This window comes from Mycobacterium sp. NGS29 (genome assembly GCF_059812965.1).
Genome location: NZ_JCALDR010000006.1, coordinates 203,665 through 228,920, shown reverse-complemented (window position 1 = coordinate 228,920; position 25,256 = coordinate 203,665). Strand labels below are relative to the sequence as shown.

At 66.8% G+C, this 25,256-nt stretch carries 26 protein-coding genes, 3 tRNA genes and 1 pseudogene; 14 read left to right on the top strand and 16 right to left on the bottom strand.

The features are described 5' to 3' along the window. Positions 1–65: 65 nt before the first annotated feature. The gene (locus AC5Y5Z_RS11165) at positions 66–1,940 is read right to left on the bottom strand and encodes an alkyl/aryl-sulfatase (protein ID WP_499925129.1); all 1,875 of its coding nucleotides are present in this window, start codon (positions 1,938–1,940) and stop codon (positions 66–68) included. Between the two features lie 152 nt (positions 1,941–2,092). Between AC5Y5Z_RS11165 and AC5Y5Z_RS11160 the strand changes: the two genes are divergently transcribed. Continuing rightward, positions 2,093–2,569, top strand: coding sequence for a lipoprotein LpqH (locus AC5Y5Z_RS11160; RefSeq protein WP_463826138.1), 477 nt, complete (start codon positions 2,093–2,095; stop codon positions 2,567–2,569). Here the strand turns inward: AC5Y5Z_RS11160 and AC5Y5Z_RS11155 are convergent. The 4 genes from AC5Y5Z_RS11155 to AC5Y5Z_RS11140 form a co-directional block, all read right to left on the bottom strand. Further along, a complete protein-coding gene (locus AC5Y5Z_RS11155) occupies positions 2,553–4,076 on the bottom strand; it encodes a sensor histidine kinase (RefSeq protein WP_473138614.1) in 1,524 nt (507 codons plus the stop codon). The genes AC5Y5Z_RS11160 and AC5Y5Z_RS11155 overlap by 17 nt on opposite strands. Then, positions 4,054–4,758, bottom strand: a complete 705-nt coding sequence (locus tag AC5Y5Z_RS11150) for a response regulator transcription factor (protein ID WP_463826420.1) — start codon at positions 4,756–4,758, stop codon at positions 4,054–4,056. The genes AC5Y5Z_RS11155 and AC5Y5Z_RS11150 overlap by 23 nt, the downstream gene beginning before the upstream one ends. Before the next feature lie 155 nt (positions 4,759–4,913). Continuing rightward, the gene (locus AC5Y5Z_RS11145; protein WP_463826140.1) at positions 4,914–5,069 is read right to left on the bottom strand and encodes a DUF6131 family protein; all 156 of its coding nucleotides are present in this window, start codon (positions 5,067–5,069) and stop codon (positions 4,914–4,916) included. A gap of 10 nt (positions 5,070–5,079) precedes the next feature. Further along, positions 5,080–5,343: a hypothetical protein gene (locus AC5Y5Z_RS11140; protein ID WP_463826141.1), complete on the bottom strand. Its 264-nt coding sequence runs from the start codon at positions 5,341–5,343 to the stop codon at positions 5,080–5,082. Positions 5,344–5,698: 355 nt separating this feature from the next. On the opposite strand from AC5Y5Z_RS11140, the gene AC5Y5Z_RS11135 reads away from it, so the two are divergent. Continuing rightward, a complete protein-coding gene (locus AC5Y5Z_RS11135) occupies positions 5,699–6,526 on the top strand; it encodes a hypothetical protein (RefSeq protein WP_499925127.1) in 828 nt (275 codons plus the stop codon). 8 nt (positions 6,527–6,534) lie between these two features. Here AC5Y5Z_RS11135 and AC5Y5Z_RS11130 read toward each other — a convergent pair whose 3' ends face one another. Then, entirely contained in the window at positions 6,535–7,473 is a 939-nt protein-coding gene (locus AC5Y5Z_RS11130) for a class I SAM-dependent methyltransferase (protein WP_499925126.1), read from the bottom strand. Between the two features lie 129 nt (positions 7,474–7,602). Here AC5Y5Z_RS11130 and AC5Y5Z_RS11125 point away from each other — a divergent pair, with 129 nt between their 5' ends. Then, a complete protein-coding gene (locus AC5Y5Z_RS11125) occupies positions 7,603–8,637 on the top strand; it encodes a phosphotransferase family protein (RefSeq protein WP_499925124.1) in 1,035 nt (344 codons plus the stop codon). A 234-nt stretch (positions 8,638–8,871) separates the two neighbouring features. On the opposite strand, the pseudogene AC5Y5Z_RS11120 reads toward AC5Y5Z_RS11125, so the two are convergent. Continuing rightward, positions 8,872–9,888: pseudogene (locus tag AC5Y5Z_RS11120) on the bottom strand (DUF5933 domain-containing protein); the annotation flags it as partial. 113 nt (positions 9,889–10,001) lie between these two features. Here AC5Y5Z_RS11120 and AC5Y5Z_RS11115 point away from each other — a divergent pair. Beyond that, entirely contained in the window at positions 10,002–10,385 is a 384-nt protein-coding gene (locus AC5Y5Z_RS11115) for a YchJ family protein (protein WP_499925123.1), read from the top strand. Positions 10,386–10,400: 15 nt separating this feature from the next. Here AC5Y5Z_RS11115 and AC5Y5Z_RS11110 read toward each other — a convergent pair. Then, positions 10,401–10,473, bottom strand: a tRNA-Arg gene (locus AC5Y5Z_RS11110). 32 nt (positions 10,474–10,505) lie between these two features. Next, positions 10,506–10,597: transfer RNA gene (locus tag AC5Y5Z_RS11105), tRNA-Ser, on the bottom strand. Positions 10,598–10,680: 83 nt separating this feature from the next. Here AC5Y5Z_RS11105 and AC5Y5Z_RS11100 point away from each other — a divergent pair. Both AC5Y5Z_RS11100 and AC5Y5Z_RS11095 read left to right on the top strand, forming a co-directional pair. Continuing rightward, a complete protein-coding gene (locus AC5Y5Z_RS11100) occupies positions 10,681–11,751 on the top strand; it encodes an aromatic amino acid aminotransferase (protein ID WP_499925120.1) in 1,071 nt (356 codons plus the stop codon). Beyond that, positions 11,748–12,209, top strand: coding sequence for a DUF4334 domain-containing protein (locus AC5Y5Z_RS11095; protein WP_499925118.1), 462 nt, complete (start codon positions 11,748–11,750; stop codon positions 12,207–12,209). Before AC5Y5Z_RS11100 ends, AC5Y5Z_RS11095 begins: the two co-directional genes overlap by 4 nt. Here the strand turns inward: AC5Y5Z_RS11095 and AC5Y5Z_RS11090 are convergent. Next, positions 12,191–12,793: a TIGR03086 family metal-binding protein gene (locus AC5Y5Z_RS11090; RefSeq protein ID WP_473138621.1), complete on the bottom strand. Its 603-nt coding sequence runs from the start codon at positions 12,791–12,793 to the stop codon at positions 12,191–12,193. The two genes, AC5Y5Z_RS11095 and AC5Y5Z_RS11090, sit on opposite strands and share 19 nt — an antisense overlap. A gap of 23 nt (positions 12,794–12,816) precedes the next feature. On the opposite strand from AC5Y5Z_RS11090, the gene AC5Y5Z_RS11085 reads away from it, so the two are divergent. Beyond that, positions 12,817–13,641: a crotonase/enoyl-CoA hydratase family protein gene (locus AC5Y5Z_RS11085; RefSeq protein ID WP_463826149.1), complete on the top strand. Its 825-nt coding sequence runs from the start codon at positions 12,817–12,819 to the stop codon at positions 13,639–13,641. On the opposite strand, the gene AC5Y5Z_RS11080 is transcribed toward AC5Y5Z_RS11085, so the two are convergent. Next, positions 13,628–14,008, bottom strand: coding sequence for a hypothetical protein (locus tag AC5Y5Z_RS11080; RefSeq protein ID WP_463826150.1), 381 nt, complete (start codon positions 14,006–14,008; stop codon positions 13,628–13,630). The two genes, AC5Y5Z_RS11085 and AC5Y5Z_RS11080, sit on opposite strands and share 14 nt — an antisense overlap. Positions 14,009–14,047: 39 nt before the next feature. Here AC5Y5Z_RS11080 and lipE point away from each other — a divergent pair, with 39 nt between their 5' ends. After that, positions 14,048–15,289 (top strand): lipase LipE, encoded by a 1,242-nt coding sequence (gene lipE, locus AC5Y5Z_RS11075; RefSeq protein WP_499925116.1) that lies wholly within the window; start codon positions 14,048–14,050, stop codon positions 15,287–15,289. A 1-nt stretch (position 15,290) separates the two neighbouring features. On the opposite strand, the gene AC5Y5Z_RS11070 is transcribed toward lipE, so the two are convergent. The 3 genes from AC5Y5Z_RS11070 to AC5Y5Z_RS11060 form a co-directional block, all read right to left on the bottom strand. After that, the gene (locus AC5Y5Z_RS11070; protein ID WP_463826152.1) at positions 15,291–15,440 is read right to left on the bottom strand and encodes a hypothetical protein; all 150 of its coding nucleotides are present in this window, start codon (positions 15,438–15,440) and stop codon (positions 15,291–15,293) included. Between the two features lie 561 nt (positions 15,441–16,001). Next, positions 16,002–16,421, bottom strand: coding sequence for an Hsp20/alpha crystallin family protein (locus AC5Y5Z_RS11065; protein ID WP_463826153.1), 420 nt, complete (start codon positions 16,419–16,421; stop codon positions 16,002–16,004). Between the two features lie 167 nt (positions 16,422–16,588). Next, positions 16,589–16,675 (bottom strand) — tRNA-Ser (locus AC5Y5Z_RS11060). Between the two features lie 33 nt (positions 16,676–16,708). Between AC5Y5Z_RS11060 and AC5Y5Z_RS11055 the strand changes: the two genes are divergently transcribed. Next, the gene (locus tag AC5Y5Z_RS11055) at positions 16,709–17,686 is read left to right on the top strand and encodes an NAD(P)H-quinone oxidoreductase (protein WP_499925114.1); all 978 of its coding nucleotides are present in this window, start codon (positions 16,709–16,711) and stop codon (positions 17,684–17,686) included. A 2-nt stretch (positions 17,687–17,688) separates the two neighbouring features. Here AC5Y5Z_RS11055 and AC5Y5Z_RS11050 read toward each other — a convergent pair whose 3' ends face one another. Together AC5Y5Z_RS11050 and AC5Y5Z_RS11045 are read right to left on the bottom strand one after the other, a co-directional pair. Next, complete coding sequence (locus AC5Y5Z_RS11050) at positions 17,689–18,618, bottom strand: FHA domain-containing protein (RefSeq protein ID WP_499925112.1); 930 nt, start codon at positions 18,616–18,618, stop codon at positions 17,689–17,691. Between the two features lie 72 nt (positions 18,619–18,690). Next, positions 18,691–19,887: a cysteine desulfurase-like protein gene (locus AC5Y5Z_RS11045; protein ID WP_463826156.1), complete on the bottom strand. Its 1,197-nt coding sequence runs from the start codon at positions 19,885–19,887 to the stop codon at positions 18,691–18,693. A 129-nt stretch (positions 19,888–20,016) separates the two neighbouring features. Here AC5Y5Z_RS11045 and AC5Y5Z_RS11040 point away from each other — a divergent pair, with 129 nt between their 5' ends. From AC5Y5Z_RS11040 to wzm, 5 genes are all read left to right on the top strand, one after another. Next, positions 20,017–22,032: a DUF6541 family protein gene (locus AC5Y5Z_RS11040; RefSeq protein ID WP_499925110.1), complete on the top strand. Its 2,016-nt coding sequence runs from the start codon at positions 20,017–20,019 to the stop codon at positions 22,030–22,032. Between the two features lie 86 nt (positions 22,033–22,118). Beyond that, the gene (locus AC5Y5Z_RS11035) at positions 22,119–22,589 is read left to right on the top strand and encodes a bacterial proteasome activator family protein (protein ID WP_473138925.1); all 471 of its coding nucleotides are present in this window, start codon (positions 22,119–22,121) and stop codon (positions 22,587–22,589) included. Between the two features lie 3 nt (positions 22,590–22,592). Continuing rightward, on the top strand, positions 22,593–23,420 hold the full coding sequence (gene wzt, locus AC5Y5Z_RS11030) for a galactan export ABC transporter ATP-binding subunit Wzt/RfbE (RefSeq protein WP_473138626.1): 828 nt from the start codon (positions 22,593–22,595) through the stop codon (positions 23,418–23,420). Continuing rightward, on the top strand, positions 23,413–24,327 hold the full coding sequence (glfT1, locus tag AC5Y5Z_RS11025; RefSeq protein WP_499925109.1) for a galactofuranosyltransferase GlfT1: 915 nt from the start codon (positions 23,413–23,415) through the stop codon (positions 24,325–24,327). Before wzt ends, glfT1 begins: the two co-directional genes overlap by 8 nt. Next, positions 24,324–25,154, top strand: coding sequence for a galactan export ABC transporter permease subunit Wzm/RfbD (wzm, locus tag AC5Y5Z_RS11020; protein ID WP_463826160.1), 831 nt, complete (start codon positions 24,324–24,326; stop codon positions 25,152–25,154). The genes glfT1 and wzm overlap by 4 nt, the downstream gene beginning before the upstream one ends. Positions 25,155–25,256 lie beyond the last annotated feature (102 nt).

The window sequence follows — 25,256 nt, the reverse complement described above, 5'->3', positions numbered from 1 at the left end:
GACCCTGCGGCTATGGCGGTGAGGTTCGAGTAGCCCACGCCACCAGCGCAGGATGACAAGCGTTGTTACGGCGTGACGATGCCGAAATTCGGGTCGGGCACATCGAGGACCTCGATCAGCGACTGCAGCGCCGTCTGGTCACCGGACAGTTCCAGGCCCGGCGACGTGAAGTCACCGGTCGCGACCAGCAGCAGTCGAATCTTGTTGGCCAGCTTGACCGTAACGTTCGCAGAGGCGGGATCGGCAGACACCTGGCGATGTACCAGCACCCCGTTGCGCAGGGCCAGCCGATAATTCGTGTTCGAATCGGCGAACGTGACGTCGATGGACAGATCGAGGTCCCAGCTGCGCGGACCGTTCACCCGGATGGCCAGGCCGTCGAAGACCTGCTCGGGCGTCAACTGAGACAACAGGGTCGGCGAGGTGACCTGGCCGGCGGTGCCGAATTTGCCAACCCGCAATTCGGTGGCGCCACTGAGGAAGAAATTGCGCCATGTCGCATTCTCCGCGCCGTAGCCCAACTGTTCCAACGTGTCCGCATACAGCTCCCGCGCGGGCCCGTGCTGCTCGTCGGTGAACATCGCGTGGTCGAGTAGCGTTGCCGCCCAGCGAAAATCACCGGCATCGAAGGCCGACCTTGCCAGTTCCACCACCCGGTCGATGCCACCGAGCGCCTCGACGTAGCGGGGTCCCAGCGCCTCGGGCGGATGGGGCCACAGCCGGCCGGGGTTGCCGTCGAACCAGCCCATGTAGCGCTGGTAGACGGCTTTCACGTTGTGGCTGACCGAGCCGTAGTAGCCCCGCGCATGCCAGGCGTGCTCCAAAGCCGGCGGCAGCTGGAATATTTCGGCGATCTCGACGCCCGTATAACCCTGATTGAGCAACCGCAACGTCTGGTCGTGCAGGTAGGCGTACAGATCGCGTTGCAGCGACAGGAACTCGATGATGTGCTCCCGCCCCCACGTCGGCCAATGGTGGGAGGCGAACACCACCTCGGCGCGATCGGCGAAGGTGTCGATCGCTTCGGTGAGATACCCCGACCAGGCACGTGGATCGCGGACCAGTGCCCCGCGCAGCGTCAGCAGGTTGTGCAGGTTGTGGGTGGCGTTCTCGGCCATGCACAGCGCACGGAATTGCGGGAAATAGAAGTGCATTTCGGCCGGCGCCTCGGTGCCGGGCGCCATCTGGAACTCGATCTGCACCCCGTCGATGGTGTGCGTCTCCCCCGTGGTCCGGATATCGATCGTCGGGACGATCAGGGCCACCTCGCCGGTCGAGGCAACCTGTCCGAGACCACACCCCACCTGCCCCAGCGGACCCCGGTCCAACAACGCGCCGTACATATATGTCGCCCGACGCAGCATCGCCGGACCGGCGTACACGTTCTCCTGCACGGCATGTTCGGTGAAGCCTTCGGGCGCCAGGATGGCCACCTTGCCGGCGTCCACGTCGGCCTGCGAGGTGACACCGAGTACACCGCCGAAGTGGTCGGCGTGGCTGTGGGTGTAGATCACGGCGACGACGGGCCGGTCCCCACCACGGTGCGTGCGGTACAGCTGCAGCGCCGCAGCGGCGGTCTCGGTAGAAATCAACGGATCGATGACGATGACACCGGTGTCGCCCTCGATGAAGCTGATGTTGGAGATGTCCAGTCCGCGGACCTGATAGATGCCCGGCACCACTTCGTAGAGGCCCTGTTTGGCGGCCAGTGTCGATTGGCGCCACAGGCTGGGGTGCACCGACACCGGTGCCGAGTCGGTCAGGAATGAATAGGCGTCGTTGTCCCACACCACCCGGCCGTCGGCGGCTTTGACCACGCACGGTGACAGTGCGGCAATGAATCCGCGGTCGGCGTCGTCGAAATCCCTTGAGTCGTCCCATGGTAGGGAATGTTTGCCATGCGCCGCTTCAATGATTGCGGTCGGGGGTTTGTGGTCCACCGTCTCCACCTTGCCACTAGTGCGATTCCACCGGAAGAGCCCGCATGCAGTGCCGATTTTCCTGAGTTGCTAGACCTCAGCTCCGGTTAAGCCGCATACTGCCGAAGCGGTCTTCAACCACGAGGGTCGCTACGACGAGCAAAGGAGCTCAGGTGAAGCGTGGACTGACGGTCGCGGTGGCGGGGGCGGCCATTCTGGTCGCGGGTCTTTCGGGGTGTTCGGATGACAAGCCGAAATCGAGTGGTGGATCCTCCAGTTCGGCTGCAGCCAGCGGAGGCGCCAGCGCCTCCGGGACCAAGGTGCTGATCGACGGGCAGGACCAGCACGTCACCGGCACAACTCTGTGCACCACGGCGGGTGGCACCGTCAACATCGCGATCGGCGGATCGGCGACCGGCATCGGCGCGGTCCTCTCCGACGCCAATCCCCCTGAGGTGAAGTCGGTTGCGCTCGGCAATGTCAACGGCGTGTCGCTCGGGTACGCCCCCGGCACCCCGGACGCCAAAGCCGAAGCCACCAAGAACGGCAACGCCTACAAGATCAGCGGCACCGCCACCGGAGTGGACATGGCCAACCCCATGGCACCGGTCAAGAAGTCCTTCGAAATCGACGTCACCTGCTCGGGCTGACGGGCTGAGCTGAGGACGCGGGCGGTTGCCGACCATTAACCGGCAACCGCACCGCGAACTCGGTACGACCGGGCGAGCTGTGCACGGTGATCATCCCGTTGTGCGCTTTGACGACGGCGGAGACGATCGCCAGGCCCAGCCCGGTGCTGCCGCCCTTCCGGGAACGCGAGGTATCGCCGCGCACGAACCGCTCGAACACCTCGGTCTGCTGCGCCGCCGGAATGCCGGGCCCGTTGTCGATCACCTGCAGCAGCGTGTGCGTCGGCTCAGTGCTCAACCGGGTGGTGACGACGGAGCCGGCGCCGGTGTGCACGCGGGCGTTGGCCAGCAAATTCGCCAGTACCTGGTGCAACCGCGCCTCGTCGCCGATGACCACCACCGGTTCGGGCGGCAGATCCAGTTCCCATTGGTGATCCGGGCCGGCGATGTGGGCGTCGCTGACCGCGTCGACGGCCAGCCGGGACAGATCCACCGGTTCGCGTTCCAGGGGTCGGCCGGAGTCCAGCCGCGCCAGCAGCAACAGATCCTCCACCAGGCGGGTGATCCGTTCGGTCTCCGATGCGACTCGGCTCATGGCGTGCGCCACCGCTTCGCGGTCGTCCCCCATCCGCTGCGCCAGCTCGGTGTAACCACGGATCGCGGCCAGCGGGGTACGCAGTTCGTGACTGGCGTCGGCAACGAACTGGCGCACCCGGGTCTCGCTGGCCTGCCGCGTCGACAGTGCAGCGGAGATGTGGTCGAGCATGCGGTTGACCGCCGACCCGAGCTGGCCGACTTCGGTGTCCGGGTTGGCGTCGGGCTCGGGCACCCGCACCGGCAATTCGACTTCGCCCCGGTCCAGCGGCAGGTCGACGACCTCGGTCGCGGTCTGCGCGACCCGTCGCAGCGGCGCCAGCGCCCGCCGGATGATCATCACCCCGGCGGTGGTCGCGGCGACCAGCGCAACGAAGGTGAGCACGCCGAAGATGACCAGCATCCGTAGTTCGGTGGCATCGATGTTGGCCATCGACAGGCCGGTGACGATCACGTCGGCCCGGTTTCGGCTCGGAGCCGCCACCACCCGGTAGCGGCCCAGTCCGTCGAGGTCCAGCGTCACCGGCGAGCGGCTACCGGCAATCTGTTCCAGTTGGTGTTTCGCGGTCGCGGACAGCGCGGCCCGCGCACCGCTGCTGGTCAGGTATCCGGCGTCCACCGTGGTGCCGTCGCTGACCACGGCGGCGACCATGCCGGCCGGCTGGCCCGGCGCGTCGAGAAATCTGGGTCCGGGCCCGGTTTTGACGTAGCGGGGTTCGTGACGGCGCGGCGGCTCGGGGTAGAGCAGCGAGGAGCGGTAGGAGGTGCCGCTGAGCTGACTGTCGAGTTGGGCCAGCAGGTGGTGCCGTAACGCGAGTTCGGTTGCCGCGGTGATGCCGACGCACACCATGGCCAGCACAGCCACCTGTCCGACCAGCAGCCGCAGCCGCAGCGACCAGACCCGGGGCCGTCTAGCGCGCCGGCTTGAGGACATACCCCGCGCCGCGCAATGTGTGGATCATGGGTTCGCGACCATTGTCGATTTTCTTGCGCAGATAGGAGATATAGAGCTCGACGATGTTGGACCGACCGCCGAAGTCGTAGCTCCACACGCGGTCCAGGATCTGCGCCTTACTCAATACCCGCTTGGCGTTGCGCATCATGAAGCGCAGCAGCTCGAATTCGGTGGATGTCAACGAGATCGGCTCGCCGGCGCGGGACACTTCGTGGCTGTCCTCGTCAAGGACGAGATCGCCCACCACCAGCTGGGCGCCGCTGTCGACCGTGGTGACGCCGGTGCGCCGCAGCAGCGCACGCAGCCGCAGCACCACCTCCTCGATGCTGAACGGTTTGGTGACGTAATCGTCTCCGCCAGCGGTCAATCCGGCGATTCTGTCCTCCACCGCGTCCTTGGCCGTCAGCAGCAGCACCGGCAGGCGCGGATTCTCTTCCCGCAACTTGCGCAGCACTTCCAGGCCACTCATGTCGGGCAGCATCACGTCGAGGACCACGACGTCGGGACGTTCGGTGCGAGCGGTAGCGAGGGCGGTCGTGCCGTCCCCTGCGGTGGCGATATTCCAGCCCTCGTACCGCAGGGCCATCGACACCATCTCCGCGAGAACAGGTTCGTCGTCAACCACCAGCACGTTGACCGGTTGGCCGTCGGCGCGGCACATGACAACGCGCTCGGTGGAAGTTCGGGGGGAGGCCACGGCTTCCAGTATCCGCACAACCCACTAGGGCGGCGCTATGGCCGCACTGTGTGTCGGCTGTGAAACAAGACGGTCGCGTGACCGCACCAGCGATCACGCGACCTTCGGGAAATGACTGATTAGTACCAGTTGCGCCGTCCGGCTACCGGCCGGCCCACCGAACCCATGGCCCACATCACCGCACCGATGACCAACAGCACCACGCCCAGCATCGCCAATAAATGCACGTTGAAGACAAATCCCAGAATGAGCAAGATAGCGCCCACGACAATCATGATGATTCCTTTACATAGAGGGGATGTGGTCAATTGCTTGCATCGCACTCGGCTGCGGTAAACGCGGGGTGCGGCAGTCAGTTACTTTCGGATTTACTCCCATGTAATTCAGCGGACCCGCAATCACCGTTACCGCAACGGTTCCCGCTGACGCACAGCTAGTGGCCTCGCCTTTGAAGTAGTCGCGCTGCCAGGCCGCGAGGACTCCGATGAGCAGCCACACCAGCACAATTGCACCGAGAATTCCGCGACCGCGCACCATAATTTCCTCCATTGATCCCGAAACCAATTTCTGTGTGATGAGCGTTACCCGTTGGACCTGTGTCTAAACATGAAAGGCGGCGTGGCGGAGTACTATCCGGACTGCTCGGCAAGCCACCTGGCAGCCCGCCTTTCGACGCGCGAGACAGCACGTGCCGACCGCCCGGGTAATTCGGTGACGCCGATTTCAGGCAGCCAATTGGCTCGGACACGCACCGACGGATCGCTCCCAGATTCCAGCCAGCTCATGATCACGTCCGCATAGCGCGCACCGGTCTGCGGATAGGCACAATCCGGCTGCGGGGTGCGGAGGAACTGCTCGGTAACATGTCCCGACAACCATTGCGGCCAAGGAGGTTAACGGCACCGTGCCCGACACGTTGTTCGCGGATGTCTCGGAATATCAAGTGCCGGTGGACGACTCGTACCCCTACCAGGTGTTGTCGTTCCGGGTCTGCGACGGCACCTATCGGGACCACAACTTCGCGCGCAATTACGCCTGGGCTCGTGCGGCATTGGACAGTGGGCGAATGACATTCGCGATCATCTACACCTATGTACGCCCGAACTGGTCGGCCAACGCCGACACGGTGCGCTCGATGATCGAAGCCGAGGGTGGGTTGCACCCGCGGGTCGCGTTGATGCTGGACGTCGAATCGGGCGGTAATCCGCCAGGTGACGGCTCGAGCTGGATCAACCAGTTGTATTGGAACCTGGCCGATTACGCGGGTTCGCCGGCCCGCATCATCGGCTATGCCAACGCCTACGACTTCTACAACATGTGGCAGGTGCGACCGGCCGGACTACGGGTGGTGGCTGCCGGCTACGGATCCAACCCCAACCTTCCCGGGCAGGTCGCACACCAATACACCGACGGGCAGGGGTACAGCCCCAACCTGCCGCAAGGCGCACCGCCGTTCGGTCGGTGTGACATGAATTCCGCGAATGGACTGACACCGCAACAATTTGCCGCCGCATGCGGCATCGTGACGAACGGAGGACCGCTGATGGCGCTCAGCGATGAGGAGCAGACCGAACTGCTGACCAAGGTGCGCGAGATCTGGGATCAGCTGCGCGGACCGCAGGGCGCCGGCTGGCCGCAGCTGGGGCAGGACAGCCAGGGCCAGAACCTCACCCCGGTCGATGCGATCGCAGCGATCAAGAAAGATCTGGAACAGGCCGGGCCGACGACGTAGCGAATTCATCACCGCTGCAACGCTGCAACGAACAGCGTCGGCGGAATCGAGTGATCGAGATCGTCCGGAACGCTGCGACCGTAGCGGGCCAGCAGCTCGGCGAAGGTGGTCGCCGACGCGTCCCAGCCGCGCTCACGCAGCCAGTCGGCGACGGCGGTTCTCTCTTCGGCGTACCACAGGTCGTCGTTGTCGTTGACTGCAACGTTGGCCAGCCGCGCCGCGGTGGCGCGCATCTGCGCCATGTCCGCGCGCTGGCGTCGTACCAGGTCCGGATCCAGGAAGCCCGGCCCGGGCACGTTCGTCGCCAGCTGACTGCCGGCCGGACTCAGCACATCGATGCGTTCGAACAACAGATCCTGCGCCCGCGCGGGCAGGTAACGCACCAGGCCCTCGGCCGACCACGCGGTGGCCAGCTGTGGGTCGAAACCGGCTTCCCGCAACGCTTTTGGCCAGTCCTGTCGCAGGTCGACGGCAATGCTCACCAGTTGCGCCGTGGGCTGCGCACCGTGCTCGCGCAGCGCGGCAGACTTGAAGCCGAGCACCCGCGGCAAGTCGAGTTCGTACACGACGGTGCCGTCGGGCCAGTCCAGCCGCCACGCTCGGGAGTCCAGGCCGGACGCCAGAATCACCACCTGCCGAACACCGGCGTCAGCCGCGCCCAGGAAGAACTCGTCGAAGAATGCGGTGCGCGTTGCCATGAAGTCGACCATCAGCCGCACCCGGGCGAGCACCTCGGGTTCCACCTCGACCGCGCCGGAAAGCACCGCCGGGTCGGCATAGACGTTCCACATTCCGGAGCCGGCCGCGTCGAGGAACACCCGCGCGAACGGGTCCTGGATCAGCGGGTCGGCGCTCTCGGTTTCCGCGGCGCGCGCCGCAGCCACGCCCAGGGCGGTGGCGCCCACACTTTCGGTGATATCCCAGGAGTCATTGTCGGTGCGCGGCACGAGGACGATTGTTCCAGCCGGTTGCGCCTCGGGCGGCGGGCCGAGCATCCCCTACGCTTTTTGCCAGACGATCGACAGGCTGCAGAGGGAGCGGGACGTGTCAAACCGGTGCACTGCGCAGGCCGGCGCATGAGCGGCGTCGACTTGGCCGCCGTCGGCCGCTGGATGACAGATCAGGGGTTGGGTGAAGGTCCGCTGCACGACGTCGTTCCGATCACCGGTGGCACCCAGAATGTGATGCTGCGCTTCACCAGGTCAGGCCGGACCTACGTGTTGCGCCGTGGCCCAAGGCACCTGCGCGCCCGCAGCAACAGCGTAATTCTGCGCGAAACCCGGGTGCTTGCCGCGCTGGCCGGCTCGGACGTGCCCCATCCGCACCTGATCGCGACGTGCGCGGACACCAGCGTGCTGGGGGACGCGGTGTTCTACCTGATGGAACCGATCGAGGGCTTCAACGCCGGTGAGGGTTTGCCGCCGTTGCACGCCGGGGATCCCGCGGTGCGCTACGGGATGGGCCTGTCGATGGCGGATGCCCTGGCCAAGCTCGGCGCGGTCGACCACGTCGCCGCCGGGCTGGCGGATTTCGGCAAGCCGGACGGTTTTCTGGAACGGCAAGTGCCACGCTGGCTTTCGGAATTGGCGTCCTACCAGGAATACGACGGCTACCCGGGACCGGACATCCCGGGCATCGACGAAGTCGCCCGCTGGCTGGAAGCCAACCGCCCGACCACCTGGCAGCCCGGCATCATGCACGGTGACTATCACGCCGCCAACGTGATGTTCTCCCTCACCGGCCCCGACGTGGTGGCCATCTGCGACTGGGAGATGTCCACGATCGGCGACCCGCTGCTGGACCTCGGCTGGCTGCTGGCCACCTGGCAGCAGGACGACGGCTCATCGGTTTTCGGTCATGCCCTCGGCCAGAGTGACGGCTTGGCCAGCACCGACGACCTGGTGCGGCGCTATGCCGCCAACACCACCCGCGACCTGTCGCACCTCACCTGGTACACGGTGCTCGCGTGTTTCAAGCTCGGCATCGTGATCGAGGGCACGCTGGCGCGGGCCTGTGCCGGCAAAGCCGAGAAGGCGGTCGGCGACCAGCTGCATGCCGGGACGGTGCACCTGTTCGAACGTGCGCTGGGGATGATCGCAACCCGGCCCTGACCGGGTTGCGTCGCCGGCGGCAAAGAAAGCGGCGTAGAACCCGACGCTGAAAGCCACCGTCGCCCCGCCGATCAGCGAGCCGAACACCAGTGGATACTGCGCCATCACCGGCGCCAGGAACCGGCAACACAACAGCAGCGCCGCCAGCAGCGCCGACCCGGACGCCACCAGCCCGGTGCGCGACCAACGGTTGCCCTGCGCACGCATCGCCGACTCCACCGTCAGGCACAGCACCGCACCGGCCACCAGGTCCACGCCGTAGTGATAGCCGAAGCCCAGCGTGGCCGCGATGGTCCCCAACAGCCAGGTGGTGCCGCCCCACCGTAGCCAGCGCGGCCCGCGGCGGGAGTGGATGAAGGTCGCCAGCGCCCAACTGGTGTGCATCGACGGCATGCAGTTGCGTGCGGTCAGGTCGTCGAACGCGATCGCCCGCGGCGTGCGGATCTGCGGCAGTGCATGCGGCCAGTAGTCGCCCACTTGAAAGCCCTGGCCGGCCGGGCTGAACGCGAATTCCGGGCCGACCACCGGGAACAACACGTAGATCAACGGCCCGACCAGGCCGAGCACCAGGAACGTTCGCACCAGGAAGTGCCGCGGCCAGCCCGCGGAGTTCACGTGGCGTAGTTGGTACACCACGACCACCATCGCGGCCAGCGGCAACTCGATGTAGACCCAGTGCAGCACGGCGGTGAGGATCGGCCCGCCCGCCTCGAACAGCCAGCCCATCACCCACGACGGTTGCCCGAGCGCGTGATCGGCCAGGTAGGCGTACTCGTCGAGGACGGTCGGCCGGACCATCGCCGTGATGCGCAGCCAGGTGTCGCCGACTTTGGTCGCGATGATGACCAGGAATCCCAGCGCGATCCCACGCAGCGCCGTCGCCCGCTGGGCGCCGGTCCAGCGCTGCCATGCCACCAGGACCAGCCCGGTGAGCACGATCATCGGTCCGTTGCCGAACGTCACCGCGGCGCCGCGCACCGCACGTTCGGCGGCGAACACCACGTCGAGCCCCGCGGCCAGCGATAGCGCCCAGATCCGGCAGCGCAACGACACCCCGACGACGCCGATGCACAGGCCGACCCACGACACCGTCGTCGACTTCGGGGTGGCGACATAGTCGCTGATCAAGCTGTGCAACGGCCCTTGGAACCCAGCCGTGCCGGCCACGATCTGCAGGACTACCAGCAGCGATACCCCCACCGCGACGACGGCCGGGACCCAACTGTGGGTCCACCGGGCCCACAGTGGCACCCGGCGCGCGTCGTCAGTGAACACTCGTCGGATATTAGGTGTCCGTCAGGCATCAGAACAGGTAATTCCGGTATCAGATATCGGCGGCCGGCAGCGCTGACTACTTTGGACGGGTGACCGAACTGCTCGGTCCGCCGTGTCCATGCGGCGGCGGCGAGGGTTATCTGGTGTGCTGCGGGCCGCTACACCACGGTGAGCGGCAGGCCCGGTCGGCCGAGGAATTGATGCGGTCCAGGTACTCGGCCTACGCCCACGGCGACGCCGATTACCTGTTCCGGACCTGGCACCCGCGGACCCGGCCGCCCGATCTCGTCCTCGATCCCGGGGTCACCTGGATCGGCCTGCAGGTGACCGAAAGCCTCCACGAAGACGACGAGCACGCGGTGGTGGCGTTCACCGCCCGGTTCGAATCCGCGGGACGGGTCGAGGAAATGCGCGAACGCAGCCGCTTCCAGCGGCGGGCGGGGCGATGGTGCTACATGGACGGTGACGGATGAATCAGCCAAAGAGAGCGCGCCCGAAGGGATTCGAACCCCTAACCTTCTGATCCGTAGTCAGATGCTCTATCCGTTGAGCTACGGGCGCCTGCGTTATTCAGTTGTCCAGCTGGTCTTGCGTGGCGGAGGCGAGAGGATTTGAACCTCCGGTTCCCTTTGAGGGGAACAACTCATTAGCAGTGAGCCCCATTCGGCCGCTCTGGCACGCCTCCATGGCCTTCCAAAGGGTACCCGACCCCGGAAACCCGGAGCCGCCGGAGGCATAGCGTACACAGCCGCGTCATATGCTGTCGAAATGACCGCCCGCCTGCGGCCCGCGCTGGCCGGGCTGCCCGTTTACGTTCCCGGCAAGACCGTGCCCGGGGCGATCAAGCTGGCCAGCAACGAAACGGTGTTCGGCCCGCTGCCCAGCGTCCGGGCCGCCATCGAGCACGCGACCGCGCACATCAACCGCTATCCCGACAACGGCTGCGTGCAGCTCAAAGCCGCGCTGGCGCGTCATCTGGGCCCCGACTTCGCCCCCGAACACGTGGCTGTCGGCTGCGGTTCGGTCAGCCTGTGCCAGCAGTTGGTGCAGATCACCTCCTCGGTGGGCGACGAGGTGGTCTTCGGCTGGCGCAGCTTCGAGCTGTACCCACCTCAAGTGCAGATCGCCGGCGCCACGCCGATCCAGATCCCGCTGACCGACCACACCTTCGACCTGGACGCCATGCTGGCTGCCATCACCGATCGCACCCGGCTGATCTTCGTGTGCAACCCGAACAACCCGACGTCGACCGTCGTCGACCCCGACGCGCTGTCCCGCTTCGTGAAGGTCGTGCCGCCGGACATCCTGATCGTCATCGACGAGGCCTACGTGGAGTACATCCGCGACGGCATGGCCCCGGACAGCCTGGGCCTGGTCCGCGCGCACGAGAACGTCGTGGTGTTGCGCACGTTCTCCAAGGCCTACGGGTTGGCGGGCCTGCGGGTGGGTTACGCGATCGGCCATCCCGACGTGATCACCGCGCTGGACCAGGTTTACGTGCCGTTCACCGCCACCAGCGTCTCGCAGGCCGCGGCGATCGCCTCGCTGGAAGCCGCCGACGAACTGCTGGCGCGCACCGACGCCGTCGTCGCCGAACGGGTGCGGGTCAGCGCCGAACTCCGCGCCGCCGGGTTCACGTTGCCGCCGTCGCAGGCCAACTTCGTCTGGTTGCCGCTGGGCTCCCGCACCGGGGACTTCGTGCAGCAAGCCGCCAATGCGCTGCTCGTGGTCCGTCCGTACGGCAGCGACGGTGTCCGGGTCACGGTGACCGCCGACCCCGAGGAGAACGACGCGATGCTGCGGTTCGCCCGCAGCTGGATCAGAGGAGGACACCCATGAGTCAGGCGCGCAAGCAGTTCACCGAGTTCAAGGAACGTACCGATACGATCCCCGACGCCGAACTCGACGACTTCTGGGCAACACTGGAGCCCGCCACGCTGGACGGCATGCTCGGCGAGTGGAAGGGTGGCGAGTTCGTCACCGCCCACCGCGCCGTCGGCACGCTGGCCAAGATCAACTGGTACGGCAAGACGTTCAAATCGGTGCAGGACGTGCAGCCGCTCGTCTGCCTGGACGCCGACGGCAACAAATACTCCAACACCGAGCGGATGAAGGGCGAAGCCAGCCTGTGGCTGGAGGAGTTCCGCGGCGAAGTGACCGCCACGATGGTCTACGACGGGGCGCCCGTGCACGACCATTTCAAGAAGATCGACGACGACGCGGTGATGGGCATCATGAACGGCAAAGGCGTCGTGGACGACGGCCGCTACTACTACTTCTACCTCGAGCGCGACTGATCCCGGATGGGATCGCGCCCCGTGAAGGCGACCAGCCGGTCCAGCGCTGGCGCGTCGTCGGGCACCTGTACCGGGTCGGCGAAACCGGCCTGGCGGCGCTGTTCGGGGCGGATGATCCGCTGCGCCAACCCCAGCACATACTCGGACAGCGAGTCCGGCGCATGCACGTCGTGCCCCACCGCGATCGCGTAATCCCAGCCGTGCACCAGGAATTCGATCGAGAACACCGCGACCGCGACCTGGGCGGGCATCGCGTTCTCACCGAGCGCGACATCGCCGGCCATCCCGCGTGTGTGCCACGCGTCCAGGGCCGGCCGGGCGGCGGCGACGACCAGACTCTCCACCGAATCGGTGTCGGCGGGCACGTTGATCTGAGCGCCGGCCATGCCGCCGAGCGTGGTGATCGAGTTCAGCAGATGCTTGGTCAGCGCTTTGACGTCGTACTCCCCGCACGGGGTCTGCTTGGTGCTGTCGTCGCGGCTGATGGTGTGCAGCACCTGTAGCAGCACCGCGAGGGTGGCTTCGGCGCTGTCCAGTTCGTCGGTGGGCGGCGAATCCGGTCCGGGTCGCAAATCTGAGGGCATGAGCGCCACGCTACGGTCTCGCTATGGCCGAAACATACGAATCCGTGTCCGTCGAGATCAAGGACCACGTGGCGCGGGTGACGCTGATCGGTCCCGGCAAGGGCAACGCCATGGGACCGGCATTCTGGGCTGAGCTGCCCGAACTGTTTCCGGCGCTGGACGACGACCCCGACGTGCGGGCAATCGTCCTGACCGGGTCGGGCCGAAACTTCAGCTACGGCCTGGACGTGCCGGCGATGGGCGGCTCGTTCACCCCACTGCTGTCCGGTGATGCGCTGGCCGGGCCGCGCGCGGTGTTCCACCGTGAAGTGAAGCGGATGCAGAACGCGATCACGGCTGTCGCCGACTGCCGCACCCCCACCATCGCGGCGGTGCACGGCTGGTGCATCGGCGGCGGCGTCGACCTCATCTCGGCCGTGGATATCCGCTACGCCAGCGCCGACGCCAAGTTCTCGGTGCGCGAGGTCAAGCTGGCGATCGTGGCCGACGTCGGCAGCCTGGCGCGGCTGCCGCTCATCCTCAACGACGGGCACCTGCGCGAACTCGCGCTGACCGGCAAGGACATCGACGCTGCCCGCGCCGAGAAGATCGGCCTGGTCAACGACGTGTATGCCGACGCCGACGCGACGCTGGTCGCAGCACATGCCACCGCCGCCGAGATCGCGGCCAACCCGCCGCTGACCGTGCACGGAATCAAGGATGTGCTGGACCAGCAGCGCACGTCGGCGGTCTCGGAGAGCCTGCGGTACGTCGCCGCTTGGAACGCGGCGTTCCTGCCGTCGAAGGACCTGACCGAGGGCATTTCCGCGACGTTCGCCAAGCGGCCCCCGCAGTTCACCGGCGAGTAACACACAGCCATAGGGCCGCAGCCAGCCATGCGCTCGAGACCGCCAGCCCGGCGAACTCCAGCCAGCCGATCATGTCGCCGGCGCGGTGCCTGGTGTCGACGAGGTGGCTGACGGCATGCAGCACCCAGTGCGTGGTGGCGAATGCCAGCGCCGGCACCCGCCAGGACGTCCACCGCAACGCGCCCAGCAGCAGTAGTCCCAGCGGGAACTCGAACGACGCGTTGTCGAGGATGTAGTGCGTGTTGCGGATGCCGAAGGCGCCCAGGGTGTCGAAGAAGATGCCGGGCGCCAACGCCATGAACAACCCCAGAGCCACCGAATAGAAGCCGAAAACGAGCAGAATCACCTCGACATAGCGTGTGCGCATGACCCCGAGGCTAGGCGCGCTTCACGTACCCTCACGAAGGTGGCGACCACCGAGACCCCCGACGGCAAGATCCGTGTCCCCGCCGATTTGGACGCAGTGACCGCCGTCGGCGACGAAGACCACTCCGGCGTCGATAGGGCCGCCGTGGAACGGATCTGGCGGGCCGCACGGCACTGGTATCAGGGCGGCATGCACCCGGCCATCCAGTTGTGCATCCGGCGCAACGGGCAGGTGGTGCTCAACCGCGCAATCGGTCACGGCTGGGGCAACGCGCCGACGGACGACCCGGACGCGGAGAAGATCCCGGTCACCACCACGACACCGTATTGCGTGTACTCGGCGGCCAAGGGCATCACCGCGACCGTGATCCACATGCTGGTCGAGCAGGGGGTCTTCGCCCTCGACGATCGCGTCTGCAAGTACATCCCCAGCTACACCAGCCACGGCAAGGACCGCACCACGATCCGGCACGTACTGACCCACAGTGCGGGCGTCCCGTTCCCCACCGGCCCGCGACCGGACTTCAAACGCGCCGACGACCACGAGTACGCACAGGAACAGTTGGGCAAACTGCGCCCGCTGTACCGACCGGGACTGGTGCACATCTATCACGCGCTGACCTGGGGTCCGCTGATGCGCGAAATCGTCTACGCAGCCACCGGCAAGGACATCCGCGACATCCTGGCCGCCGAGATCCTCAACCCGCTGGGCTTCCGGTGGACCAACTTCGGCGTCGCCGCGCAGGACGTCCCGCTGGTCGCGCCCAGTCACCCGACCGGCCGGCCGCTGCCGCCGCTGATCGCGGCGATCTTCCGCAAGGCGATCGGCGGCACCGTGCACGAGATCATCCCGTACACCAACACCCCGGCGTTCCTGACCACTGTGGTGCCGTCGTCCAACACCATCTCCACTGCCGACGAACTGTCACGCTTCGCTGAGATCTGGCGGCGCGGTGGCGAACTCGACGGCGTGCGGATCATGAGTCCGGAACGGATGTACGGCGCGGTGCAGCAATCCCGGCGGCTGCGGCCGGACTTCGCCGTCGGGTTGATGCCGGCCCGCTGGGGCACCGGCTACATGTTGGGCACCGACCGGTTCGGACCGTTCGGGCGCCACGCGCCGGCGGCGTTCGGCAATCTGGGCCTGGCCAACATCGCGATCTGGGCGGACCCGCAGCGCGGACTTGCCGCCGGCCTGATCAGCAGCGGCAAGCCCGGCCGCGACCCCGAACTCAAGCGCTACACCGCGCTGATGGACACCATCGCCGCGGAGCTGCGCTGAGTCACGCCCCGAGTAGCTGAGGATTGGCGTACCAGCTCGTCATGGGACTGTGGTCGCCGACGCGCGGGTAGTCGTCATCGGGCAGCGTCACCAGGTCATGTTGTTCCGCCCAGTCGACCGGGTCGGCTTCCAGCGTCATCACATCGATCATGTTCTGGCCTCCTCCTCGAACTCCTCGAACGTCGCGGGTGTGACAGTTGTGGTGGACGGGCCGCCCGCCCCGGTATGCGTCGCCCGACCTGGGCATCGGCGTGCTGGTCACCGGTGGGTGCCGGCTACGCCCATGATGTGGCCCGGGTCGCGGGCAGGCCCGCTGGTATGCGCGGTGATGGCATCACCTCCCTTCCCTGTGGATGCGGTTCACCGGGTAATGCCTGATTCGGCGCCCGGAGGACTGCGCTGCACGGCATCGATTCGACGCTCGGCCCCGCGCCGCGCGGAGGCCGTCAGCGGCCAAGACCGACCAGCACGTCGGGGCTCGTCGATGGCGCATCCGACTGCTGGTGGTGCCGGTGGCTGACAGAGCAGGCGTCGCTCGGCTGCGCACAGAATGGCGTCGACCTCGGCGATCAGCGCGATCAGCGACGAGTCGTCCGGGACCGGCGCCACGGTCGGTGGCGCCGGCGCGGTTGCGCGCGGTGTCTCCCGCGCGGCCCATGTGCTGCACTGCGACATCACTGACCCACTTTCCGTCAGCAATACGACCGGCCACTCAGGCGCTGAGAGCGTGCTGACCGTTTGTCCGGTTGACCGTGATCTTGCGCGGCTTGGCCTTCTCCGCCACCGGGATCTGCAGACGCAGCACGCCGGCGTCGTAGGAGGCCTCGATGCGGTCGGTGTCGAGATTGTCGCCGAGCACCAGCTGCCGGGAGAACACCCCGCGGGGCCGTTCGGCAGCCAGCATCTCCTTGCTCGACTCCACATCCGGGCGTTCGGCGCGGACGGTCACCACGTTGCGCTCGATGTCCAGGTCCAACGAGTCGGCGTCGATGCCTGGCAGGTCGAGTTCGACGATGAACTTTTCGCCCGCGCGCCAAGCGTCCATCGGCATCACCGTCGGACGCGCTGCGGTGCCCAGCGCCTGCTGAGTGAAGCGATCGAGATCGCGGAACGGATCGCTACGTACCAACATGGTCGCCACCTCCAACACTCCAATCATCATTGTTGTGGACAGGAAATCTGTGTCCGTAGACACACTTTTTATATAACTCGGGATGGAGTGTCTGGCAAGTGATGGAGCCAGAATTTTTTGGCCGGTCCGGTAGCCGCGCAAAGGTTCCACCGGCGCCGGCGGACGAGCGGTGGCGGAGGGATTTGAACCCCCGGACGGTGTTAGCCGTCTCTCGCTTTCAAGGCGAGTGCATTAGGCCGCTCTGCCACGCCACCGTCGATAAGGGTAGCGGGCGGTAGCGTGGCCACATGCGTGCCATCGTCGCCGAATCCGCCGAACAACTGACCTGGCGGGACGTCCCCGACGTCACCGCCGGACCGGGCGAAGTGCTGATCAAGGTCGCCGCGGCCGGCGTCAACCGCGCCGACGTGCTGCAGGCCGCCGGCAAGTACCCGCCCCCACCGGGCGCCAGCGAGACCATCGGGATGGAGGTCAGCGGCACCATCGCCGATGTCGGTGCGGGTGTCTCCAAGTGGCCTGTCGGGCACGAGGTTTGCGCGTTGCTCGCCGGCGGCGGTTACGCCGAGTACGTCGCCGTACCGGCCGGGCAGGTGCTGCCGATTCCAGCGCGCGTTGACCTCATCGACGCCGCCGGGATACCGGAGGTCGCCTGCACGGTGTGGTCGAACCTGGTGATGACCGCCCGGCTGGGTCCCGGTCAGCTCGTGCTGCTGCACGGCGGCGGCAGCGGCATCGGCACCCACGGCATCCAGGTGGCACGCGCCCTGGGCGCCCGGGTGGCGGTCACCGCCGGCTCAACCGAGAAGCTGGACTTCTGCCGGGAACTGGGCGCCCAGATCATGATCAATTACCAGGACGAGGACTTCGTCGCGCGTCTCGCCCAAGAGACCGAGGGTGCCGGGGTCAACGTGATCCTGGACATCATGGGTGCGGCCTACCTGGACCGCAACATCGACGCGCTGGCCACCGACGGATGGTTGATCGTGATCGGCATGCAGGGCGGGGTGAAGGCCGAACTCAACATCGGCAAACTCCTGGCCAAGCGCGCCCGCGTCGTCGGCACCACGCTGCGCGCCCGTCCGGTGACCGGCCCGAACAGCAAGAGCGCGGTCGTCGACGCGGTCACCGAATCGGTCTGGCCGATGTTCGCCAACGGCGCGGTCCGCCCGATCATCGGCGCCCGGTTGCCCGTCCAGCAGGCCGGCGAGGCCCATCAGCTGATGGTGTCGGGCAAGGTGACCGGGAAGATCGTCCTGACGGTCTGACACTACGAGCCCGCCGGCTCCTTGCGCGCGGTCACCGGGTACACCGTCGCCGTCCCGTGCCGCCCCTTGATCTGCACGTTTTCACTTGGGCCCCAACTGAACTGGTCTACGACAGCAGCTTGCACACCGCTGGCCGCCAATACCGGTGCCCGACCCTCGCGCCCCGCCATCGAGGCCAACCGGAAGGCGACGTTGGTCGCATCGCCGATGACCGCGTCGGTCGACCTGGTCATCGCGGCCGTGGCGGCCACCCCCTGCACCACACCCCAGCCCATGCGAATCGGAGATCCATCCGGCGTGCGTAACGGCCACTCGGGCGCGAGATCGTCGACGAGCCGGTTCGCGGCGAGCGCGAAATCGATGGCCAACTCGGCGGCGTCGGGAAATCGGCGCACCTCCCAGACCGCGAACAGGGCGTCACCGGCGTAATGGCTCAGCGTGCCCTTGTGCGCGCGCAGCACACCGCCCACCTGGCGCCACAGTGTGTACAGGCTGCGCGCCATCAATTCCTCGTCGGTGACCTGCGAGATCGTCGAATAGTTGACGATGTCACCGACCACCATCACCATGGCGGACTTGCCGATCCGCGCCAGCGTGCTCTTCACCACCCGCCGGGGCACCCCGTTGAACCGCTCAGCGTGAAATGTCAGCAGCACATCGCCGATCTGGATCTCATCGGCCGGCCTGATCAGCAGCGCCACCGCTCGTTCCACCCGGACACCGTTGAGCGAGGTGCCGTTGCTGCTGGTGTCGATCAGGAACGCCTGGTCGGACTCGGGGTCGAGGCGGATCTCGAGATGGGTGCGGGAGATCTCCGGGTCGGGTATGACCAGCCGGCGGGAAGCCCTGATCCCGGCGCATTCCCGCCCGACGAACAGCTGATCGAAGATGGGCACGCGGCGCTCGGCGCCGGTTGCATCGATAACGGTCAAGTGCCCCAACGGTTCATCGGACCCCGGCCCCGTCGGCGCACCGAACCTATTGTCAGACAACACGTTTCGGAATCAGCCCAGCGACGCCAGAGCCCGCACCAGCTGATCGACTTCAGCCATCGTGGAGTAATGCGCCAGTCCCACGGTGACCGCGCCGCCGATGTCGTTGACGCCGAGCGCATCGAGCACCCGCGAGTTGGCGTTGGCCATCGCCAGGATGCCGTTGTCCGCCAACCGCTGAACCACCCGGTCTGCGGGCACCTCGTTGACGGCGAAGCTCACCACCGGGATCCGCGCCTCGGGAACACCGAGCAGGATCACCAGCGGCAGCGACCGCAGCGAAGCCATCAGATAGTCGTAGACCCGGTTCAGGTAGGCGGCCGCGGAGTGCATCGACACTGAGAGCCGCTCGCGTCGGCTGCCCCGGGCCGCCTCGTCCAGTGACGCCAGATATTCGATGCTGGCGACGACGCCGGCCAGCAAACCGAACTGGTGGGCACCCACCTCCAGGCGCGCCGGGCCGGTGGCGTGCGGATTGGTTGACACCGAACCGAAGGTGTTCATCAGCGACGCGTCGCGGAAAACCATGGCACCGATCGGCGGCCCTCCCCAGCCCACCGCGTTCACCGTCACCACATCGGCGTCGGTTTCCTTGATGTCGAACAGCCGGTACGGCGCGGCCGCCGAGTGATCGACCACCACCAGGGCGCCCACATCGTGCGCCAACTTGGTCATCGCGCGCAGGTCGGTGGCCGTGCCCAACGTGCCGGACGCCGACGTCACAGCGACCAGCCGGGTCGATTTGCCGATCAGGCTCTCCCACTGCCACGTCGGCAGCTCACCGGTCTCGATGTCGACCTCGGCCCATTTGACCTTGGCGCCGTACCGGTGCGCCGCACGCAACCACGGCGCGATGTTGGCCTCGTCGTCCAGGCGGCTGACGATCACCTCGTAACCCAGGCCGGACCGCGCCGACGACGCTTCCGCCAGAGACGACAACAGCACCGCGCGGTCGGCGCCCAGCACCACTCCGCTCGGATCGGCGTTGACCAGGTCGGCGACCGCCTCGCGGGCCGCCTCCAGCACCGCGGCGCTGCGCCGGGCCGACGGGTGCGCCCCGACCGCAGTCGCACCGGACCGGCGGAAGGCTGTCGACACGGTGGTCGCGACGGAATCAGGGATCAGCATGCCGCCCGGCGCGTCGAAGTGCACCCACCCGTCACCGAGCGACGGGTGCAACCCACGCACCCGGGCGACGTCGTAGGCCATGCCAGCCACCTTAAAGTCCTCAAGAACATTCGCCGTTTTGCGAACGGATTGTCGGTAGCGGGTGCGCCATTGACGTTCCAGCCGTTACGGCTTCCCGAGTGAGGACACCCGGCCAGCCATACTAGTCGAGTGAGCTTGTGGTTCGGAACGCTGATCGCATTGATCCTGCTGATCGCGCCGGGTGCCATCGTCGCACGTATCGCGCAGTTGAACTGGCCGATCGCGATCGCGGTCGGACCGGCGCTGACGTACGGCGTGGTGGCGCTGGCGATCATCCCCTACGGCGCCCTCGGCATCCCCTGGAACGGTTGGACGGGCCTGGCGGCGCTAGCGGTCGTCTGCGTAGCGGCGACGATCCTGACGCTGCTGCTGGCCCGTTTCCGGGACAAACCGGCCGAGGCGTGCGCGGTCCAACCCGGCCCCGGCCTGCTGGTCGCGGCCGGAGTGCTGCTGGGGGTCGTGTTGATCGGCTGGGCGGCGTTCAGCGGCATTCCGCACTGGCAGACGATTCCCAGCACCTGGGACGCGGTCTGGCACGCCAACGAAGTCCGCTGGATCCTGGACACCGGCCAGGCGTCGTCCACCCACATGGGCGAACTGCGCAACGTCGAAACACACGCGCTGCTGTACTACCCGTCGGTGTTCCACGCGCTGGCCGCGGTGTTCTGCCAGCTGACCGGAGCGGCCGCCACCACCGGGTACACGTTGAGCTCGCTGGCCGCGGCCATCTGGCTGTTCCCGGTCAGCGCCGCGGTGCTCGCCTGGAAAGTGTTGCGCAGCCACACCACCGAGTGGCGCACCGCGGCGATCTCCGCGACGGCCGCCGCGCTGTCGGCGTCCTTCACCGCGGTGCCCTACGTGGAGTTCGACACCGCGGCGATGCCGAACCTGGCGGCCTACGGCGTCGCCATCCCGGTCATGGCGCTGATCACCTCGACCCCCGGCCACCGAGACCGCATCCCGGTGGCGGTGCTGGCCCTGGTCGGCGTCTTCTCGGTGCACATCACCGGCGGCATCATCGTGCTGTTGCTGCTGGGTGGCTGGTATCTGTTCGAGCTGCTCTGGCGTCCGGTTCGGGGCCGGCTCGCCGACCTACTGACGCTGCTGGGCGTCGGCGTGCTGGCCGGGCTGATCCTGTTGCCGCAGTTCCTGAGCGTGTCGCAGCAGGAAGACATCATCGCCGGGCACTCGTTCCTCACCTACCTGAGCATGCGGCACGGTCTGTTCGACGCGGTGTTCATGCATTCCCGGCACCTCAACGACTTCCCCTACCAGTGGGCGCTGAGCTTCCTGTGCGCTGTGGGCGGGCTGATCATCCTGGTCGACGGGATCAGGCGGAACCGCCGGGTCCTCAAACTCCCCTGGCGGCTGGCACTGCTGAAGGTGCCGTGGCCGCTGGCGGTCTGGCTGCTGCTGATCGTGATCAACGTCGACGCGGGCACCCCGCTCTGGGGCCCGTTCGGCCGGGTCGCCGGCGCGTTCGGTGAGTTCTTCTACAAAGACCCGCGCCGGATAGCGGCCGCGACGACCCCGCTGTTCACCCTGATGGCGGCCGTCGCGCTGGTCGCGATCGTCGGCGGAGTCGTCACGCTGGTCCGGCGTCGCGTTCCCCAAGCCATGCCGCCGGAACTGTGGCGGGCGGCCGCCGCGGTGGTGATCGTGGGCATCTGCGTGGGCGGTGCCTGGCACTACTTCCCACGGCACCGGTTCCTGTTCGGCGACAAGTACGACCAGATCATGGTCAATCAACAGGATCTCGACGCCATGGCGTACCTGGCGACGCTGCCGGGCGCGCGGGACACCCTGATCGCCGATTCCAACGTCGACGGCACCGCCTGGATGTACGCGGTGGCCGGATTGCATCCGCTGTGGACCCACTACGACTACCCGGTGCAGATGGGCCCGGGGCCCAACCGCTACATCATCTGGGCCTACGCCCGAAAAGGCGACAGCGACGAGCGGGTCCCCAAAGCCATCAAAGCCCTCAACATCCGTTATGTGCTGGCCAGCGGCCCCACGGTGCGCGGGTTCAAGATTCCCGAAGGGCTAATCTCACTGGACAAGTCGCCGTACTGGACACTGATCTACGACAACGGCGGCGCCCAGATCTACGAATGGCATGACTACGCGGCGACGCACCGCTGACAGCACGCGTGAAGGACGGTGATGGGGTGAGCACGGGCCCGGAGGACGACGGTATCGAGGTCATCGGCGGTGTCGATCCGCGGTTGATGGCACTGCGTCAGGCTGAGGACGCCGACGACTCCGACGAACGCTCGCTGACCGACCTGGTCGAGCAGCCGGCGAAAGTCATGCGGATCGGCACGATGATCAAGCAGCTACTCGAAGAGGTGCGGGCCGCACCGCTCGACGACGCCAGCCGCACCCGGTTGCGCGACATCCACGCCACCAGCATCCGTGAACTCGAGGAGGGTCTGGCCCCGGAACTGCGCGAGGAGCTGGAACGGCTGACGCTGCCGTTCAACGAGGACACGCCCCCGTCCGACGCCGAGTTGCGGATCGCCCAGGCGCAGTTGGTCGGTTGGCTGGAAGGGCTCTTCCACGGCATTCAGACCGCGCTGTTCGCCCAACAGATGGCAGCGCGCGCACAACTGGAGCAGATGCGCCAGGGTGCGCTGCCGCCCGGGATGGGCAAACAGGGCCACCCCGGCGGGGCGCACGGCACCGGACAGTATCTGTAAGCCGTGTCGAGCGGGCCGCACATCGAGACACGCGACGCGTGGGTCGAATTTCCCATCTTCGACGCGAAGTCGCGATCGTTGAAGAAGGCCTTCCTGGGTAAGGCGGGCGGCACGATCGGCCGCAACAGCTCCAACGTGGTGGTCATCGAGGCGTTGCGGGACATCACCATGTCGCTGGAACTCGGCGACCGCGTCGGCCTGGTCGGCCACAACGGTGCCGGGAAATCGACTCTGCTGCGCCTACTTTCGGGCATCTACGAACCGACCCGTGGCTGGGCGAAGGTGACCGGTCGGGTGGCGCCGGTGTTCGACCTGGGCATCGGGATGGACCCGGAGATCTCCGGCTACGAGAACATCATCATCCGCGGCCTGTTCCTCGGGCAGACCCGCAGGCAGATGCTGGCCAAGGTGAACGAGATCGCCGAATTCACCGAATTGGGCGATTACCTGTCGATGCCGCTGCGCACCTATTCCACCGGGATGCGGGTGCGGCTGGCGATGGGCGTGGTCACCAGCATCGACCCGGAGATCCTGCTGCTCGACGAAGGCATCGGCGCGGTGGACGCCGAGTTCCTCAAGAAAGCGCAGTCACGGCTGCAGAGCCTGGTGGAACGCTCCGGAATCCTGGTATTCGCAAGCCATTCCAACGAGTTCCTGGCTCGGTTGTGCAAGACCGCGATGTGGATAGACCACGGCGTCATCAAGCAGCAGGGTGAAATCGAAGATGTGGTGCGCGCCTACGAAGGCGAGGACGCGGCGCGGCACGTGCGCGAGGTCCTGGCCGAGACCCGCCGCGATGACCTGACCCAAAGAGCCTCTGGCGGTGAGTGATTCCGTCTTCGCCGTGGTCGTCACCCATCGGCGCCCTGAGGAACTCGCTCGCTCGCTGAACGCCCTGAGCGGTCAGACCCGGCAACCCGACAAGCTGATCGTCATCGACAACGACGACTCCGCCGACAGCCGGGTGCGCCGCCTGGTGGACAGTCAGCGGATTCCGCAGCTTTACCTCAACTCTGCCCGAAACCTCGGTGGCGCAGGCGGTTTCGCACTCGGCATGCTCCTTGCGTTGGCGCACGGCGCGGACTGGGTGTGGTTAGCCGACGACGATGGGTACCCGCACGGACCCGACGTGCTGCAGACCCTGTTGGCCTGCGCGGAAAAGCACCGGCTGGCCGAAGTGTCACCGATGGTATGCAATATCGACGACCCCGACCAGCTGGCCTTTCCGCTGCGCCGCGGTCTGGTATGGCGCAGGCGGACAAGCGAATTGCGCACCGCGCCGGGTCAGGACCTGCTGCCCGGTATCGCGTCGCTGTTCAACGGCGCCCTGTTCCGGGCCTCGACGTTGGAAGCGGTCGGGGTGCCGGACCTGCGGTTGTTCATCCGCGGCGACGAGGTGGAGATGCACCGTCGGCTGGTCCGCTCCGGCCTGCCGTTCGGCACCTGTCTGGATGCGACCTATCTGCACCCGTGTGGATCCGACGAGTTCAAACCGATCCTGGGCGGGCGCATGCACACCCAGTACCCGGACAACCCGAGCAAGCGGTACTTCACCTACCGCAACCGCGGCTATGTGTTGTCCCAGCCGGGTCTGCGCAAGTTGCTGCCCCAGGAATGGGTGCGGTTCGCTTGGTTCTTCCTGGTGACCCGACGCGACCCTGAGGGTTTGCTGGAATGGTGTCGGCTGCGCCGCCTGGGGCGGCGCGAACAGTTCGGACGGCCCGGAGGTTCGGCATGACGTTCATCGACGCGGCGGCGCAGTCCAAGACGTTCGCCCGGGCCCGCGGCGATCTGGCCGCCGGCTTCCACCGCCGCGAACTCTGGTTGCACCTGGGCTGGCAGGACATCAAACAGCGCTACCGCCGCTCGGTGCTGGGACCGTTCTGGATCACCATCGCCACCGGCACCACCGCAGTCGCCATGGGCGGGCTGTATTCCAAGCTGTTCCATCTGGACCTGTCGGTGCACCTGCCGTACGTCACGCTCGGCCTGATCATCTGGAACCTGATCAATGCCGCCATCTTGGAGGGCGCCGACGTGTTCGTCGCCAACGAAGGGCTGATCAAGCAGTTGCCGACGCCGCTGAGCGTGCACGTGTACCGGCTGGTGTGGCGGCAGATGATCCTGTTCGCACACAACATCGTGATCTATGTCGTGGTCGCGATCATCTTCCCGAAGCCGTGGTCGTGGGCGGACCTCTCGGTCTTTCCGGCGCTGGCGTTGATCATGCTCAACGCGGTGTGGGTGTCGCTGTGCTTCGGCATTCTGGCGACCCGCTACCGCGATATCGGCCCGCTGCTGAACTCGCTGGTGCAGTTGCTGTTCTTCATGACGCCGATCATCTGGAACGACGACACGCTGCGCCACCAGGGTGCCGGCAACTGGTCCAAGATCGTCGAACTCAATCCGCTGCTGCACTATCTGGACATCGTGCGGGCACCGTTGCTGGGCGCACACCAGGAGTTGCGGCACTGGGCGGTGGTCGTGGTCCTGACGATCGTCGGCTGGGCGCTCGCGGCGATCGCGATGCGGCAGTACCGCGCCCGGGTGCCCTACTGGGTCTGAGCGTCAGATCGGCTTCGCCAAAACGCCGGACATGGTGTCGCTGCACCGGTTACGATCCGCCACATTGTTGCGGGGTGGGCAGAACACATCGGATTGGAGATG